The following is a 15353-nucleotide window of genomic DNA, read 5'->3' on the forward strand; positions in this document are numbered from 1 at the left end:
TGTCAGTGCCGCGCGAGAGGGTGACGAGATGACCAGAGAATTCCAAGTCACGTTCGACTGCGCCGACCCCGCGGCGCAGGCCGGCTTCTGGGCCGAGGTGCTCGGCTACCAGGTGGAGGCGCCGCCCGAGGGCTTCGAGACCTGGCCCGATGCGCTCAGGGCGTTCGGTGTGCCTGAGGACCAGTGGAACTCCAGATCCGCGCTGCGACCTCTCGACGGCGACGGGCCGCGGATCTTCTTCCAGCGCGTCCCCGAGGGCAAGACCGCCAAGAATCGCGTGCACCTCGACGTGCGGGTGGCGCCCGGTCTGACGGGCGACGAGCGGATGGCCGCCTTCGAGGCCGAGGCGACCCGGCTCGAGTCGCTCGGAGCGACCCGCGCCTATCGCGTCGACCCGGCGCCACCCATGGAGACCGGGTTCATCACGATGCACGACCCCGAGGGCAATGAGTTCTGCCTCGACTAGCGGGTGCGGTTCTCCTTGCGCCACATGAGCTTGAGACCCGACCAGTCGGTGTCGATCGCGGCGACCTTGACGTCGACCAGGCCAAGCTCGAGCGCGCCGTCGCGGATCGCGTTCTCGGTGACGTCGCTGACGTGACCGGCCGCCTTGCGGGGCCACGCGATCCACAGCGACCCGGCGGGGAAGATCCACTCGCCCCACGCGGTCAGTCGGTCGAGCCCGGCCGCAGAGCGTACGAACACCACCGCGACGTCGGTCGGTCCTTCAGCCACGAGCTCGACGCCATCGAGCGGCTCCTCGAAAGTCCACCCGGCGTCGGCGCCGACGACCGCGAGCCGCAGGCCCGGCTTGATGCCGAGCTTCTTGAGCTGTGGAGTGCCCGAATAGCCGGAGTCCTGCGCCATGCACCGACACTAGTGCTCGCGCCGCGTGCCGGGGCACAATCGTCGGTCCCGCACGGCACAATGGACAGGTGAGCCTCTACCGCGACGCCGGCATCGTGCTGCGTGTCCACAAGCTCGGCGAAGCCGACCGCATCATCACGCTCCTGACGCGTGACCGCGGCATCGTGCGGGCCGCGGCCAAGGGCATCCGCAAGACCACGTCGCGCTTCGGCGGCCGGCTCGAGCCGTTCATGCACGTCGACCTCCAGCTCGCCGAGGGGCGCTCGCTCGACATCATCACGCAGGTCGAGACGATCAACGCGTTCGCCAAGGACCTCGGCAGCGACTACGCCGCCTACACCGCGGGCACCGCGATGCTCGAGACCGCCGAGCGGCTCGTGCAGGAGGACGGCGAGCCTGCCGTGCCGCAGCTCCAGCTGCTCGTCGGTGCGCTGCGTGCGCTCACCGAGGGCCGCATGACGCCGAGCCTGATCCTCGACTCCTACCAGCTCCGAGCGCTGTCGATCGCGGGCTACGCGCCGACGTTCGACGCGTGTGCCCGCTGTGCTGCGGAGGGCCCGCACCGCAACTTCCACGCCGCGTCGGGCGGCATGCTGTGCGACGACTGCCGGGTTGCGGGTTCGGCCGCGCCGTCGCCGTTCACCGTCTCGCTGCTCGCCGGCCTGCTGAGCGGAGACTGGCTCGCCGTCGGCACGTCCGACGACCGGTCCCGCCGCGAGGCCAGCGGCATCGTCAGCGCCTACCTCTCGTGGCACCTCGAGCGCGGCCTGCGCTCGTTGAGCCACGTCGACAGGTAGCCATGAAGCGTTCCGTACGCCAGCCGGTTCCGCATGCCTCCGGAGCGAAGCCGCCGGCGGTTCCGCTCGAGCAGGTGCCTCGCCACGTTGCGATCGTCATGGACGGCAACGGCCGCTGGGCCAAGCAGCGAGGCCTGCCCCGCACCGCCGGCCACGAGATGGGCGAGGCCGCCCTGTTCGACGTCGTCGAGGGCGGCATCGAGATCGGGGTCAAGGCCATCTCGGCCTACGCGTTCTCGACCGAGAACTGGAAGCGCTCGCCCGACGAGGTCCGGTTCCTCATGGGCTTCAACCGCGACGTCATCCGGCGCCGTCGCGACGAGATGCACGAGCTGGGCGTACGCGTCCGGTGGGCCGGGCGACGGCCACGGCTCTGGCGCAGCGTCATCAAGGAGCTCGAGACCGCCGAGGAGATGACCAAGCACAACGACGTCCTGACCCTGACGATGTGCGTCAACTACGGCGGCCGGGCCGAGATCGCCGACGCCGCGGCAGCGCTGGCACGCGACGTGGCAGCGGGCAAGGTCAATCCCGACAAGGTCAACGAGCGGACGTTCGCCCGCTACCTCGACGAGCCCGACATGGAGGACGTCGACCTGTTCTGGCGCACGTCGGGGGAGCAGCGCACCAGCAACTTCCTGCTGTGGCAGTCGGCCTACGCCGAGATGGTGTTCTCCGACATCGCGTGGCCCGATGTCGATCGCCGCGCCCTGTGGGCCGCGATCGAGGAGTACGCCGCCCGCAACCGCCGCTACGGCTCGGCGTGAGCACGGGCGTGCAGCACCGATAGGCTGGTGCATATGCGCATTGCCAGGTTCGCGGGGGACGACGATCCCCGCTTCGGAGTCATCGGGGACGACAACGGCGTCCCCACCATCGCGGTCCTGAACGGCGATCCTCTCTACGCTGGGCTCAACCTCAGCGGCCAGAAGATCCCCCTCGCGGACGTACGCCTTCTGGCGCCGGTGATCCCGCGCAGCAAGGTCGTCTGCGTCGGCAAGAACTACGCCAAGCACGCGGCCGAGATGGGTGGCGAGGTGCCCGAGGAGCCGCTGATCTTCCTCAAGCCCAACACCAGCGTCATCGGGCCCGGCGAGCCGATCTTCTATCCCGACCAGAGCGACAACGTGCACTTCGAGGGCGAGCTCGCCGTCGTGATCGGCCGGATCTGCCGCGACATCTCCGCCGAGGACGCCGCCAAGGTGATCTTCGGCTACACGATCGGCAACGACGTCACGGCGCGCGACCTGCAGGCCAAGGACGGGCAGTGGACCCGGGCCAAGGGCTTCGACACGTTCTGCCCGCTCGGGCCGTGGATCGAGACCGATTTCGACCCGTCCAAGGTCCAGGTCACGACCCGGCTCGGCGACGACGTCAAGCAGGACGGCAACACCTCCGACATGGTGTTCACCGTGCCGGCGATCATCGAGTACGTGTCGTCCTTCATGACGCTGCTGCCCGGCGACGTGATCCTGACCGGCACCCCCGACGGTGTCGGCCCCATGGAGGTCGGTGACGAGGTCAGCGTGACCATCGAGGGCATCGGCACCCTGACCAACTCGGTGGTGAGCCGCAATGACTGATCGCCCTGTCGTCGCCAGGTTCTGTCCCAGTCCGACCGGCAACCCGCACGTCGGCATGGCCCGCACGGCGTTGTTCAGCTGGGCGTTCGCCCGTCATCACGGCGGGAAGTTCGTGTTCCGCATCGAGGACACCGACACGTCACGAGACAACGAGGAGTCCTACCAGCTCCTGATCGACGTCATGCGCTGGCTCGGCCTCGACTGGGACGAGGGACCCGAGGTCGGTGGCCCTCATGGTCCCTATCGCCAGTCCGAGCGCATGGACATCTATGCCGATGTCGCCCAACAGCTGCTCGACGCGGGTTTCGCCTACAAGGCGTACGACACCGCCGAGGAGCTCGAGGAGCGCCGCAACGCGGCTCGCGCTGCCGGCAAGCCCAGCGGCTACGACGGCCTGCACCGCAACCTCACGGCCGAGCAGGTCGCGGCCTACGAGGCGGAGGGTCGCGAGCCGGTCATTCGGTTCAAGATGCCGGAGCGCACCTACACGTTCCACGACCTCGTGCGCGGCGAGATCACCTTCGACTCGGCCAACGTGCAGGACTACGTCCTCGTACGCGCCAACGGCCAGCCGCTCTACACCCTGACCAACCCCACCGACGACGCCATGATGGGCATCACCCACGTGCTGCGCGGTGAGGACCTGCTGAGCTCGACGCCGCGGCAGATCGCGCTCTACGAGGCGTTCGCCGAGATCGGCATCGGTGGCGGGTTCACGCCCGAGTTCGGCCACCTGCCGTTCGTCATGGGCGAGGGCAACCGCAAGCTGTCCAAGCGCGACCCCGAGTCCAACCTGCTCGACTACAAGCCCAAGGGCTTCCTGCCCGAGGGCCTGCTCAACTACATGGCGTTGCTGGGCTGGTCGATCGCCGAGGACCGGGACATCTTCACGATCCCCGAGATGGTCGAGGCGTTCGAGATCGGCCGGGTCAACCCCAACCCCGCGCGGTTCGACATCAAGAAGTGCGAGGCGATCAACGGCTCTCACGTTCGCCTGCTGTCGCCGGAGGACCTGCGCACGCGCCTGGTGCCCTACTTCCAGGCAGCCGGCCTGATCGATGACGAGCCGTCGACGATTCAGCTCGGCCTGCTGAGTGCCGCGGCGCCGCTGGTGCACGAGCGCATGACGTTGCTCACGGAGGCCGTGGACATGCTGCGATTCCTCTTCGTCTCCGACGAGGAGTTCGCGATCGACGAGGCCGACGCCGCCAAGAACCTCGACGAAGCGGGCCTCGAAGTCGTGCGCGCGGCACGTGACGCGCTCGATGCGATCCCCGCCGGACGCGCCGAGTGGACGACGGCAACGATCGAGGGCGCCCTGCGTACGACCTTGATCGACGGACTGGGACTCAAGCCGCGACTGGCCTTCGGGCCCGTACGCGTTGCGGTCACAGGGAGTCGGATCTCGCCGCCGCTGTTCGAGTCGCTGGAGCTGCTCGGTCACCGCAAGACGATCGAGCGACTGGACTCGGCATTGGGGTGATCCCGGTTTGGGCGCGGGACGTGCGGTCGGGTAAAGTGTGACCTCGGCTCGGACCCCGTCCGAAGCCATTGGGATATGGTGTAATTGGCAACACAGCGGTTTCTGGTACCGCCATTCTAGGTTCGAGTCCTAGTATCCCAGCGAAACCCTCCGAGCAGCTCCCGAGCACGCTTTGGTAGGGTTTTGTGCGGTCGCAAGACCACCCATGGCCCCGTTGTGTAGCGGCCTAGCACGCCGCCCTCTCAAGGCGGTAGCGCGGGTTCGAATCCCGTCGGGGCTACCATGGAAAGAGACCCCCTGACCAGCAGAGATGCCGGTCAGGGGGTCTTCTCATCCCGCCCAACGGGTGCTCAAGCGGACATGTTGGTGTCGGCCCATGCGGCTTTGGCGCCGCTCTCACCGATCCGGACCACTTGAACGGTTGTGCCCGCCGCGGCGACCACGGCCAGAACGGCGAGAACCATCGGGATCGAACCGTGCACGGGTCGTCTGCCTCGTCCTCGTCGATGAGCCGCATAGTTGGCGGAGGCCACGATCGCCAAGCCGAGCATCCATGGCAGCAGTCCACCCGCGAGTTCGGTGTGCCTTTCCACAAGTGCTGAGTGGGCGACGTGTCGTTCGAGTGTCTCGCCGGTGGAGGTCGACAGGGGAACCAGTGCCAGTCCGACGAGGCTGAGACCCATCGGCAGCGGGCCCGACCATGCTCGGAATCGTGGCCACAACGCGGCGAGGAGAACGGTCAACGCGGCCAGGGGAACTACGACGACTGTCGCATGCACGATCAGGGGATGCAGTGGCAGACCGTGGAAGTCGTTCGGCATCAGACGTCCTTGGGGTCGGGAGTGATGTTCAGCGGCATGCGAGGGAACCTACTGATGGATGCCTGATCGCAACCTGAACGGCGACCGCTCGCCCGCGGCAATCGGATTCAACGCCATTGGCGAAACGCCTGAACGCAGATCAGCACGCACAGCAGGGCGGCGCTGAGCAGGAGGTCGCGACGCACCCGTCGGCTCGCGCCAAAGCGTCGGCGAGCACAGTTCCCGGGTCGTGGGGCGCTGGCTTTCACGCTTCCACGATGCGGGCCGAGACCTGCATGCAACCTGATCAGCGAAGAGGTGACCAGGGCGCCCTTGGCCTTCTAGACGCCTCCAGCGATCACGATGCCGTCGGTGATGAAGCCCGCGAGGATGCCGAGCAGCAGGCCGATCGCCACCAGGTCGGCACGCTTGGCCTTGGCAACGACGCCGAGCAGCTGGGCGATGACATAGACGATCGAGCCGGCGGCCAAGGTGAGGAATGCGACGCTGACCGGCTCTGAGGTGAAGCTGTGCCCGATGCCCGCGCCGAGGAACGTGGGCCCCCCGCCGATGGCACCCATCGTCACCAGGAATCGCCAGCTGGGCATCTGAGCCTGACCATCCTCATCGAGGTCGCCCGCGAGCGGCGCGACAATGCCGAATCCTTCGGTGGCGTTGTGGAGGGCGAACCCGATGACCAGCACAGTGGCAAGGGCGATCTCATCGCTGGCCGCGGCTTGGCCGATCGCGAGACCCTCCGCGAAGTTGTGCAGTCCGATTCCGACCGCGATCATCAACGACAGTTGCTTGGCTGTTGACCACCGCACACCGGTCACTGGCGCCGTTCTCGTGTCAGCTTCCTGGAACGGGACGGGCGGCCGGCTGCCCCGGTCGGCGCGGGACGCCCGACTCGCGTGACGGTCGAAGGCGACCAGGCCGAGCAGTCCAAGGGAGAGTCCGCCGATGAACAAGGCGCCGTAGCCCACGATCGGGCCAGCGCTCCCATCTCCCTCGTGCACGGCGGTGAGGGCGCTGTCGATCGGCTCCCATGCCGCCGACATGACATCCCAGAAGAGAAAGAGAAGGACACCCACCGCCGATGCGCTCAGTGTGACGCGGAGCTGCGGGGCAGGGCGCTTGAGCCTACCGATGGGGAGGCCGATGACGATCGCGCCGCCTGCGATCAAGCCAAGCAGCAGGGTGGTGGACAGAGCCATGCGTTCCTCCTGGGACGTGTGCGCGGGTAAGCCTCACCTATGCGTGTCGTCAGGGCAAATCCGGGGAGGCGCCGGGGGCGTCCCAGCTGCGGCCACCAGACTCAGCCGGGGGGCTGAGGAACGCCTACACCGCGTCGAGCTCGTCCTCCGGAAGTTCGGCGTCCCGGACGGAGCCGTGCGCACCCTCGGTGTCGCTGTGGGCGAGAGCGACGTACGTGACCAGGACGGCGAAGATCAGCAGCGCCAATCCTGTGACGGTCCCGTCACCCCAGCCGAGTCCGCCTGCGGCGCGCGACTTGCCGAGCCAGTCGGCGACCGACGCCCCGAGCGGGCGAGTCAGCACGTAGGCCGCCCAGAAGGTCGCGGTGGCGTCGAGGCCGACTCGCCACAAGGCCAACGGTACGAGGATGAGGATCCCGAACAGCACGATCGACCATGCGAACCCGAGGCCCATCTCGATGGCGGTCGCGTCGCCGACCGCCGTACCCAGACCGAAGGTCAGCAGTACGGCACCCCAGTAGAAGCGTTCGCGGCGACCGGTGGTGATCGAGTGCACCGAGAGCGTGCCCTCGCTGGCCTTCCACCAGGCGAGGAGCCCGCACAACAGGACGAAGTAGATCGCGGAGTCAACGGCGTACGGTGTGCCGAGCGCCACGTGCGGACCGTCGGCGATCATCGTGCCGAACAGAGCCACGCTCAGAACCGTGGTCCAGTAGCGCACGGGGTGGTACGTCTCGGCTCTCAGCTGCAGCCACAGGATCACGAAGAATCCGCCGATCCCGATCACGGCGGCCAACGGGATGCTGACGCTCCCGAGGAAATCGGATCCTGCCTCACCCATCCCAGTGGTCAGCAGCTTGATGATCCAGAAGAGGAGGAAGACCTCGGGGACCTTGGGCGCGCGGAAGGCTCGTGTGGGCACGTGACAGGACGCTAGGCCGCGGCACCTGATTGAAACCTGACCATCAGGTGCGCACGGGACGCGCGCGTCGGTTGCGTGCGTACGCGACGCTGGCAGGTACGACTGACAGTGCGGCGAGCCCGATGGTGATGAGCTCGATGTTTGCGGCGACGAAGGCTATTCCGCCGAACAGGTGGCCGACGGTCACGATCGAGACCGACCACGCGGCGCCGCCCACCACGTTGTAGACGCTGAAGCGACGGCGGGGCATGCGCGCGATCCCGGCGACAGCGGGAACGAATGTCCGGACGACGGGGACGAATCGCGCCAGAACCACCGCGCCCGAGCCGTGGTGGTCGAAGAACTCGCTCGCGCGGTCCGCGTTGGCTTGTGAGAAGAGTCGCGAGCTCGGACGCGAGAACAGCCGCGGCCCGAGTCGCCGCCCGATCGAGTAGCCGAGCTGGTCGCCGGCCACGGCAGCCACCAAGACACCGAGCGCGAGCAGCCATATGGGGACAGCGATGACGTGCGAAGCGACGAGGGCGCCGGCAAGGAACAACAACGAGTCTCCCGGCAGGAAGAACCCGACGAGCAGTCCGCTTTCGGCGAAGACGACGGCCATGATCAGCAGCAGCGCAGCCGGACCGAGCGAGTACAGCAGCGGGGTCAGGACAACGATCATGGCTTCACGATGGGCGCGGGAACCTGATCGTCGCCTGATCGGACGGTGCGGGCCGAGGAACGCCGCCAGATGGTGCTCGCGAGTCCGACCATCGCCAGAATCGCGATCGCGAGGAGCCAGGAGGCGATGACGTCGCTTGCCCAGTGATAGCCCAGGTAGACGCGGCTCGAGCCGATCCCGATCGCCAGCAGGGTGAGAGCGCCCGTGGCAGCGATGCGCCGACCACGATCGTGCATCAACGGGAGGAGCAACATGGCGACCAGCCCGAGGAACACGGCGGAGTTGAGGGTGTGACCCGATGGGAAGGAGTAGGTGCGGTCGACAGCCCCGAGCCGGATCGCTGGGCCGGGCCGGTCCCGCGCGACGAGTTGCTTGACTCCGAGCGTGAGGCATGCGGACACGCCCATGGCGGCTGCGGCGCACATCGCGAAGAAGGGTCCGCGCCGCTCGAGCAGGGCGATGATCAGCAGCAACGCCAATGCCCCGACGACGGCTTCGCTGCCGATCAGGGTCAGCAGCTTTGCTGCGGCAGTCAGTGGACCTGACCGCGCGGCGATCGCGTCAGCCGCGACATGTGGGTCAATCGCCGCAGAGACCCCGTCGTGCTCGTGGGCGGAGTCGGCGAGCACGAGCACCCCGGCGATCGAACCTGCGACCACGGCCGTGGTCAGGGCCGTGAGTCGAGCCGGTGCGTACATGTGGGGCCTCCAGTGGAGGCCCCGCCCAGACCAACGGGGGCGGCCTGGGCGGGGCAGTTCGGATGGTCAGACGGGTGTCGACACCAGTTCGCGGTCCTCGCGCCTGGCCTTGACGGTGAACCAGACGACGCACGCGACGATGATCGCGATGAACAGGGCACTGGTGCCGTTCGTTCCCAGCCCCAACCCGCCGTCCTTGGTGGGTGCTGTCAGGAAGTCACCCATGGACGCGCCGAACGGCCGGGTGATGACGTATGCGGCCCAGAACGCCAGGACGGCGTTGGTCTTGAAGCCGTAGTAGATCGCGGTGATCACGGCGATGACTCCGCCGAAGATGAGCGCGGACGGGAAGTAGCCGACGGCGAGCTTCTCGGCGATCAGGTCGCCGGCGGACGTGCCCAGCGCGAACGTGAACAAGATTGCGAGCCAGTAGAAGGCCTCACGACGGCGGGTCACGATCGAGTGGATCGACAGCGTGCGCTCGCTGCGGAACCAGGCGACGAACGAGACGACGAGCCCGGCGCCGAAGATTGCCGTCGTGGTCCACAGACTGACTCCGAAGTTGTCGACGAGGTTGTCGGAGAACAGGGTCCCGACCACGCTGATCAGCACCACGGCGAGCCAGTAGACCGACGGGATGTAGCGCCGAACGGTGAACTGGACGACCAGGACGGCAGCCAGCAGCAGGGCCATGATGGCGGTGGTGGCCGAAAGACCGAGGCCGACGTTCTCGTTCAGGTAGTCGGCGGCGGTCTCCCCGACTGTGGTGGACAGGATCTTCACCACCCAGAACAAGATCGTGACTTCAGGGACCTTGTTGAGCAGCGTGCGGGTCCAGGCTCCGCGATCGAGATGGCTCGCCTCACGGCTGGACGTCGGTGCAGGTGATTGAGTCATGCGCTCCACCTTGCGGTGAGCCACCTGCCAGGAACCTGACTGCTGTTCAGGAACGGGGAAGGGTGAGGGCGAACGTTGTCGGGTTGTGCGGCGAGGTCAGGTGGACGTCGCCGCCCAAGGTGCGTGCGACACGGCGCGACAGAGCCAGGCCAAGCCCCGCACCGTCTGAATCGATTCCGCGCTCGCCGGACCGGAAGATGGACTCGGAGTCGTCCGCGGCGATCCCGGGGCCGTCGTCGCTGACCATGATCTCGATCGAGCGTTCGTGGACGACGGTCAGGAACTGGACAGACGTGCGCGCGTGGGTGAACGCGTTCTCGACGATGGGCGCGAGGGCACGGGCGGCCAGCTCGGTGGGCACGGACACCTCCACGTCCTCCACGTCGTGGGTCGAGACGTTCAGCCCTGGCCTGTCGGGGCGGTGCTCGAGCACCTCGTTGACGAGTGCGGTGGCTGTCGTGCGGGCCTCGAGTCGAGCATCGTTGCGGGCGATCGCGAGCAGCGACGAGATCGTGGTGCTCATCCGGTCGACGAGCGCCACGACTCGGTCGAGTCGCTCGGTGATCACGGGGCCCGGCGAGGCCATGATGGCGAGCTCGGCTTCACCGCGGATGGCGGTCAACGGGGTCCTCAGCTCGTGGGCCAGCTCGGAGGTCAGCTGCTGTTCGCTGCGCAGCGCGCCGGCGACACGGTCGAGAAGGACGTTGAGTGTTCGGCCAAGTCGGCCGAACTCGTCATCGGCCGCGGTCGTGTCGAACCGGGACTCGAGGTCGTGCTCGCTCCAGTCTCGCGCCCGGGCCGCCATCGACTCGACCGGTCCCAAGGTGCGCTTGACCGCCCAGGCGGCAATCGCCGCCGAGCCGCCGGTGACCGTCAGGGCGAGCGCGATCAGCCCCACCAGCGTGAGGTTGCGGGTGGACTCGTACGGCTCGAGCGGAGCCTCGACAACCACGACGGCCCGGACTTTCCCCTCGCGCACCACCGGAGCGGCAAGGAAGGAGCGCTCGTGCCGGTCCAACCGGGTCTGACTCCGCACGTCAGCCAACGAATCCGCGGTCGAGGTGAGCCGGTGCCCCACGCGCGGACCCTCAACCAGCGTGCCGTCCGCCGTGTAGACCCACGTGGTGTCATCGATCGTGTCGTCCGGGGTCTCCAACGCCGTCACGGTCCCCTCGGAGTCGACCTTGACCGTGGAGGAGACGGCGGTGAGCTGATCGCGCAGCCGCGCTTCGATGTTCTTGTTCGTCAAGGCGGACAGCACGAGCATGACCGTGACGACCATCGCGGCCATCGCGATGGCCGTGACGATCAGGGTCGTCCAGACGATCCGGGAGATGAGCGTGCGGTGCGACCACCTCATCGGAGGGTGAACCCCACGCCGCGGACGGTCGTCAGCTCGACGGGTGAGTCGATCGAGGCGAGCTTGACCCGGATGCGCCGGACGTACGAATCGATCGTGTTCTCGCTGACCATGGCGCCGTCTGGCCATGCTGCGGCGACGGCCGCGCGCCGGCGGGTGATCGCACTGGGATCAGCGGCGATCGCGGCCAGCAGCCGGAACTCCGTGGGCGTCAGGGTCGCTTCGCGGCCGTCGGCTTCGACCGAGAGCCGATCGGGGTGAAGGTTCAACCCGCTGACGGAAACGGGATCGGACCGACTCCGACGGAGTAGTGCAGCGATCCGCACCAGAACCTCAGAGATTGCGAAAGGCTTGACCACGTAGTCGTCGCCGCCGGCGTGGAAGCCCGCAACTCGGTCATGGACCCCGTCGAGGGCCGTCAGGAACAGGACCGGGGCATGCTGCCCACCTGCGCGCAACGCCTGGCAGACGTCGCGCCCGTCCGCATCTGGGAGTCCGACATCGAGGATCAGCACCTCGACCCGGCTTCCCGCGCCGAGATTGTCGACGGCTTCCCGCCCGTTGCGGGCGATCACCACCTCGTGCCCGTTCATCTTGAGCGCGTCGGTGAGCACGCGCCGGACGTCTGGATCGTCCTCGCAGATGCCGACGACTGTCATGGCGCTATCGTGCACCACGACGCCTCACCACGTCGCGTGGTTCGTCCGCGCAGTCAGGTCGCATGCAGGTTCGAGACAGCAATCTGGCCACATGACAGCCTTGACTCTTCCGGTTCCCCGGTTGCCGGCTGCTCGTGCTCCAGTTCTCCCGACCTGGACGATCGGTGCCTCCGTGGTGGCCGCTGTGGCGTCCCGTCTGCCCTTCCTGGGACATGCCGCGAGCCCGGACGAAGGTGGCTTCCTGGTCGTCGGCGCCCAGTGGCACGGCGCCGGCGGATCGTTGTACGGCAGGTACTGGGTGGACCGGCCTCCTCTGCTCATCACGATCTTCCGTGCCGCGTCGGCATTGGGAGGACTGACGGCTCTTCGGCTCATCGGGTGCGTCGCCGCGGCGCTCGTCGTGCTCGGGGTGAGCCGCGCCGCGGGGATGATCGGTGGCCGGGTCGCCGCCCAGTGGGCCGCCCTCACGGCCGCCGGGCTCAGCATCAGTCCGCTTCTGGGCGGATATGAGGTCAACGGCGAGCTGTTGGCGGCGCCGTTCGTGCTCGGGGGTGTCATCTGCGTGCTGGCCGCTCTGCGGGCCGTGCGCCACCACGAGGCCGTCGCGTGGTCGGCAGCGGCAGGCTCCCTGGCCATGTCGGCCATGCTCATCAAGCAAAACTTGGCAGACGCGGCGATCTTTGGGTTTGTCGCTCTGGTCCTCGCCGTCTCGCGTGGGGAGCTCCACCGGCAACGCTTCTGGGCCATGGCTGCGGGTGCCGTCGGCGGCGCATCGGCCGTCGTCGTGCTGCTGGCCCTCTGGACGGTCGCCCACGGCACCTCGCTGGTCGGCGTCTTCGATGCGATGTACCCCTTCCGCATCCACGCCGCCGCCGTCCAGGCCGCCGGCGGCAGCGCCCACTCCTCGGTCAGGCTGCACCTGCTCGTGATCGCGGTGGCAGCCAGCGGGCTCGGGTTCCTTCTGCTCGCGCTGCTCCACCACGTGGTCACCCGTCGCCGGCACGACACGTCCTTCTTGGCACTGGTGGCGATGACCCTGTTCGCCGTTATCTCGGTGCTGCTCGGCGGCAACTACTGGCACCACTACCTCGTCGAGCTCGCCGCGCCGCTGTCGATCGCTGCCGGTGTCCTGGTGTCCCGCCACGGCTTCGCGGCCCGGAAGGTCGTCGCGTACGTGCTGGTGGCCGGATCCGTGGCCTGGGGCGTGAGCCTGGCCCGACCACAGGGGACTGATGCACGGTCCGTGGGACAGGCCGTCGCGGCCTCGTCCACGCCGAACGACACGATCGTGAACGCCTGGGGCAACGCCGACCTGACGTTCGCATCGGGCCTGGCCTCGCCGTATGCGCAGCTCTGGAGCCTCCCGGTCAAGACGATCGACCCGCAGCTCACCCAGCTGGACGCGGTCCTTCGCGGACCTGAGCCGCCGACCTGGTTCGTGATCCGCAAGCACGTCCACTCCTGGGGACTGGACACTGCACAGACCGGCTTGATCCTCGATCACGACTACCACCGGGTCGCCCGCCTGTGCGGCCACACCATCTTCCTGCGCAACGGGGTCGACCGACCCACACCTCGCATCATCGGCGACTGCCGCGGTGCCACCACTCCACTAGTCACCATGAAGGACCTCGTCCCATGAACCCCATCGTCATCATCCCGACCTACAACGAGGCGCTCGGCATCCGGACCGTCCTCGACGAGGTGCTGCGTGTCGCCCCGGACATCGACCTCCTCGTCGTCGACGACAGCAGTCCGGACGGCACCGGCGAGGTGGTGAAGGCGCATCCGAGGTATCCCGCACAGATCCACCTCTTGACCCGGCCCCAGAAGGCCGGGCTCGGCGCGGCCTACCGCGCAGGGTTCGCCTGGGCCCTGGATCGCGGCAACGACATCATCGTCCAGATGGACGCCGACCTGTCGCATCCGCCCGCCAAGATCCCCGAGCTCGTCGCTGCCCTTGAGCGCAGCGACGTCGCCATCGGGTCGCGCTACGTCAAAGGCGGTGGCGTCGGCAACTGGACCTTGCGCCGGCGTCTCATCTCACGGGCAGGCAACGCGTACGTCCGAATGGTTCTCGGTCTGCGAGTGCGGGACGCCACGGCGGGCTTCCGCGCGTTTCGACGCGACGCCCTGCTCACGCTTGGAGTGCTGGAATCACGGTCGAACGGCTACTCGTTCCAGATCGAGAACACGTGGCGTGCCGCCCGGCTTGGCCTGACCACGACCGAGGTGCCCATCACCTTCACCGACCGCGCCGTGGGTGTGTCGAAGATGTCACCCGACATCGTCCGAGAGGCCGTGCTCCGGGTCCTGGCGTGGCGTTGGCACGAGATCCGCTCTCGGCGTCCGATCGCTGTGGCGACCGCGGAACGGTCGACCGATGCTCGTGTCTGACCGCCTTGTTGCTCGACTGTCGAGTCCTGAAGTCGTCAGCTTCCTTGCCGTGGGCGGTGTCGGCTACATCGTCGACATCGCCGCCTTCAACTACCTTCGATCGGCACCGGTCTTCGTCACCTTGGATCCATCGATAGCCAAGACCTTCGCGGTGGCGCTCGCGATGGTCGTGACGTACGTCGGCAATCGCGCCGTGACGTGGCGTGGTGCGGATGCTGGGAACCGGCGCCGTGAGATCGCGCTCTTCGTCCTCTTCAACATCATCGGCCTGGGATTCTCCGTCCTGACTCTCGCGATCTCGCACGACCTGCTCGGCCTGACCAGCAGAGTGGCCGACAACGTGTCCGCGAACGTCATCGGTCTTGCGCTCGGCACGCTGTTCCGATACTGGTCCTACAAGCGATTTGTCTTTGCGACACAGCCTGGTCCAGACGAGAGTGTGCCCCTGCGAAAGCTCGAGACGTGGTGATCGCGGGGCACCGTGGCAGTCATGCCGTCGTCGTGGAAGCCCCATGGGAGCTCGCCTGACGGTGAGCCCATCGCAAACGTGCGGTGCAAGGCACTCCACAAGCAGCGAACCCGGCTGGGGTCCGGCCGCCGTGGGGCCGCCGGTGGCGTTTGGCAAGGCTACGTCTGGGTAACTACGGCACGCTGATGCTGCGTCAGCGATGGGCTCGGGGCCATCTCTACGTCACGAAAGAGGATCGGCATGCATGCATCGAGCCTTGACGCCATCGTCAACGCCCAGTCCATCCTCATGCAGGAGCACGACGTCAGCTCCGAAACCGCTCTTGGCCTGCTCGTATGGGCGGCCACGGACCGCGGCGTCACGGTGCTCGAAGTGGCTTTGTCCATCTGCGGTAGCCGGCCTCAGAGTCGCTCGGCGGACGTCCCGCTGCGCGCCTCGGCCTGAGACGTCGTCAACTCGAACGGTGGCCGGTGTGGTCCAAGCGAACTACCGGGAGATCCCCCGTGGGGACCTGATGTGCGACCGACGTCTCTGACACGATGG

18 protein-coding genes and 2 tRNA genes are annotated in these 15353 nt (G+C 67.6%); 11 read left to right on the forward strand and 9 right to left on the reverse strand.

The window, feature by feature from the left end:
• Positions 1-28 precede the first annotated feature (28 nt).
• Positions 29-466: a VOC family protein gene (locus tag ASC61_RS14380; protein WP_056213020.1), complete on the forward strand. Its 438-nt coding sequence runs from the start codon at positions 29-31 to the stop codon at positions 464-466.
• Here ASC61_RS14380 and ASC61_RS14385 read toward each other — a convergent pair.
• Positions 463-867 (reverse strand): DUF3052 family protein, encoded by a 405-nt coding sequence (locus tag ASC61_RS14385; RefSeq protein ID WP_056213021.1) that lies wholly within the window; start codon positions 865-867, stop codon positions 463-465. The genes ASC61_RS14380 and ASC61_RS14385 overlap by 4 nt on opposite strands.
• 68 nt (positions 868-935) lie before the next feature.
• Here ASC61_RS14385 and recO point away from each other — a divergent pair, with 68 nt between their 5' ends.
• The 6 genes from recO (at position 936) to ASC61_RS14415 (ending at position 5013) form a co-directional block, all read left to right on the forward strand.
• Entirely contained in the window at positions 936-1664 is a 729-nt protein-coding gene (recO, locus tag ASC61_RS14390) for a DNA repair protein RecO (RefSeq protein ID WP_056213023.1), read from the forward strand.
• A gap of 2 nt (positions 1665-1666) precedes the next feature.
• Entirely contained in the window at positions 1667-2431 is a 765-nt protein-coding gene (locus ASC61_RS14395; protein WP_056213025.1) for an isoprenyl transferase, read from the forward strand.
• 33 nt (positions 2432-2464) lie between these two features.
• Positions 2465-3247, forward strand: a complete 783-nt coding sequence (locus ASC61_RS14400; protein ID WP_056213026.1) for a fumarylacetoacetate hydrolase family protein — start codon at positions 2465-2467, stop codon at positions 3245-3247.
• Positions 3240-4730 carry a glutamate--tRNA ligase gene (gene gltX, locus ASC61_RS14405; RefSeq protein WP_056213028.1) on the forward strand — a complete coding sequence of 497 codons (1491 nt, stop codon included), beginning with the start codon at positions 3240-3242 and terminating at the stop codon, positions 4728-4730. Before ASC61_RS14400 ends, gltX begins: the two co-directional genes overlap by 8 nt.
• A 69-nt stretch (positions 4731-4799) precedes the next feature.
• Positions 4800-4871: transfer RNA gene (locus tag ASC61_RS14410), tRNA-Gln, on the forward strand.
• Between the two features lie 66 nt (positions 4872-4937).
• Positions 4938-5013, forward strand: a tRNA-Glu gene (locus ASC61_RS14415).
• 67 nt (positions 5014-5080) lie between these two features.
• Here ASC61_RS14415 and ASC61_RS14420 read toward each other — a convergent pair.
• From ASC61_RS14420 to ASC61_RS14455, 8 genes are all read right to left on the reverse strand, one after another.
• Entirely contained in the window at positions 5081-5551 is a 471-nt protein-coding gene (locus tag ASC61_RS14420; protein ID WP_056213030.1) for a DUF2231 domain-containing protein, read from the reverse strand.
• Between the two features lie 320 nt (positions 5552-5871).
• Positions 5872-6747 (reverse strand): ZIP family metal transporter, encoded by an 876-nt coding sequence (locus tag ASC61_RS14425; protein WP_056213031.1) that lies wholly within the window; start codon positions 6745-6747, stop codon positions 5872-5874.
• 124 nt (positions 6748-6871) lie between these two features.
• On the reverse strand, positions 6872-7669 hold the full coding sequence (locus ASC61_RS14430) for a COG4705 family protein (protein WP_056213033.1): 798 nt from the start codon (positions 7667-7669) through the stop codon (positions 6872-6874).
• 43 nt (positions 7670-7712) lie between these two features.
• Positions 7713-8330, reverse strand: coding sequence for a VTT domain-containing protein (locus ASC61_RS14435; RefSeq protein ID WP_056213035.1), 618 nt, complete (start codon positions 8328-8330; stop codon positions 7713-7715).
• Positions 8327-9028 carry a phosphatase PAP2 family protein gene (locus ASC61_RS14440; RefSeq protein WP_056213037.1) on the reverse strand — a complete coding sequence of 234 codons (702 nt, stop codon included), beginning with the start codon at positions 9026-9028 and terminating at the stop codon, positions 8327-8329. The genes ASC61_RS14435 and ASC61_RS14440 overlap by 4 nt, the downstream gene beginning before the upstream one ends.
• A 66-nt stretch (positions 9029-9094) precedes the next feature.
• Positions 9095-9925, reverse strand: coding sequence for a COG4705 family protein (locus ASC61_RS14445; protein ID WP_056213038.1), 831 nt, complete (start codon positions 9923-9925; stop codon positions 9095-9097).
• A 46-nt stretch (positions 9926-9971) separates the two neighbouring features.
• Positions 9972-11285 carry a sensor histidine kinase gene (locus ASC61_RS14450; RefSeq protein ID WP_056213040.1) on the reverse strand — a complete coding sequence of 438 codons (1314 nt, stop codon included), beginning with the start codon at positions 11283-11285 and terminating at the stop codon, positions 9972-9974.
• Positions 11282-11944 (reverse strand): response regulator transcription factor, encoded by a 663-nt coding sequence (locus tag ASC61_RS14455; protein ID WP_056213042.1) that lies wholly within the window; start codon positions 11942-11944, stop codon positions 11282-11284. Before ASC61_RS14455 ends, ASC61_RS14450 begins: the two co-directional genes overlap by 4 nt.
• A gap of 91 nt (positions 11945-12035) precedes the next feature.
• Between ASC61_RS14455 and ASC61_RS14460 the strand changes: the two genes are divergently transcribed.
• The 4 genes from ASC61_RS14460 to ASC61_RS14475 all read left to right on the forward strand — a co-directional run bounded on the left by ASC61_RS14460 (position 12036) and on the right by ASC61_RS14475 (position 15254).
• On the forward strand, positions 12036-13586 hold the full coding sequence (locus ASC61_RS14460) for a hypothetical protein (protein ID WP_157439504.1): 1551 nt from the start codon (positions 12036-12038) through the stop codon (positions 13584-13586).
• Positions 13583-14341, forward strand: a complete 759-nt coding sequence (locus ASC61_RS14465) for a polyprenol monophosphomannose synthase (protein WP_056213047.1) — start codon at positions 13583-13585, stop codon at positions 14339-14341. The genes ASC61_RS14460 and ASC61_RS14465 overlap by 4 nt, the downstream gene beginning before the upstream one ends.
• Complete coding sequence (locus tag ASC61_RS14470; protein ID WP_082530684.1) at positions 14328-14810, forward strand: GtrA family protein; 483 nt, start codon at positions 14328-14330, stop codon at positions 14808-14810. Before ASC61_RS14465 ends, ASC61_RS14470 begins: the two co-directional genes overlap by 14 nt.
• 240 nt (positions 14811-15050) lie before the next feature.
• Positions 15051-15254, forward strand: a complete 204-nt coding sequence (locus ASC61_RS14475; protein WP_056213051.1) for an ANTAR domain-containing protein — start codon at positions 15051-15053, stop codon at positions 15252-15254.
• The last annotated feature ends 99 nt before the right edge of the window (positions 15255-15353 follow it).

The organism is Aeromicrobium sp. Root344 (assembly GCF_001425755.1).
GTDB lineage: Bacteria > Actinomycetota > Actinomycetes > Propionibacteriales > Nocardioidaceae > Aeromicrobium.

Bases quoted from the DNA above. Each gene is read 5' to 3' on its own strand.
- ASC61_RS14380 (WP_056213020.1), top strand. From the start codon at position 29: ATGACCAGAGAATTCCAAGTCACGTTCGACTGCGCCGACCCCGCGGCG.
- ASC61_RS14385 (WP_056213021.1), bottom strand. From the start codon at position 867: ATGGCGCAGGACTCCGGCTATTCGGGCACTCCACAGCTCAAGAAGCTC.
- ASC61_RS14395 (WP_056213025.1), top strand. From the start codon at position 1,667: ATGAAGCGTTCCGTACGCCAGCCGGTTCCGCATGCCTCCGGAGCGAAG.
- ASC61_RS14400 (WP_056213026.1), top strand. From the start codon at position 2,465: ATGCGCATTGCCAGGTTCGCGGGGGACGACGATCCCCGCTTCGGAGTC.
- gltX (WP_056213028.1), top strand. From the start codon at position 3,240: ATGACTGATCGCCCTGTCGTCGCCAGGTTCTGTCCCAGTCCGACCGGC.
- ASC61_RS14420 (WP_056213030.1), bottom strand. From the start codon at position 5,551: ATGCCGAACGACTTCCACGGTCTGCCACTGCATCCCCTGATCGTGCAT.
- ASC61_RS14425 (WP_056213031.1), bottom strand. From the start codon at position 6,747: ATGGCTCTGTCCACCACCCTGCTGCTTGGCTTGATCGCAGGCGGCGCG.
- ASC61_RS14435 (WP_056213035.1), bottom strand. From the start codon at position 8,330: ATGATCGTTGTCCTGACCCCGCTGCTGTACTCGCTCGGTCCGGCTGCG.
- ASC61_RS14440 (WP_056213037.1), bottom strand. From the start codon at position 9,028: ATGTACGCACCGGCTCGACTCACGGCCCTGACCACGGCCGTGGTCGCA.
- ASC61_RS14445 (WP_056213038.1), bottom strand. From the start codon at position 9,925: ATGACTCAATCACCTGCACCGACGTCCAGCCGTGAGGCGAGCCATCTC.
- ASC61_RS14450 (WP_056213040.1), bottom strand. From the start codon at position 11,285: ATGAGGTGGTCGCACCGCACGCTCATCTCCCGGATCGTCTGGACGACC.
- ASC61_RS14455 (WP_056213042.1), bottom strand. From the start codon at position 11,944: ATGACAGTCGTCGGCATCTGCGAGGACGATCCAGACGTCCGGCGCGTG.
- ASC61_RS14460 (WP_157439504.1), top strand. From the start codon at position 12,036: ATGACAGCCTTGACTCTTCCGGTTCCCCGGTTGCCGGCTGCTCGTGCT.
- ASC61_RS14465 (WP_056213047.1), top strand. From the start codon at position 13,583: ATGAACCCCATCGTCATCATCCCGACCTACAACGAGGCGCTCGGCATC.
- ASC61_RS14470 (WP_082530684.1), top strand. From the start codon at position 14,328: ATGCTCGTGTCTGACCGCCTTGTTGCTCGACTGTCGAGTCCTGAAGTC.
- ASC61_RS14475 (WP_056213051.1), top strand. From the start codon at position 15,051: ATGCATGCATCGAGCCTTGACGCCATCGTCAACGCCCAGTCCATCCTC.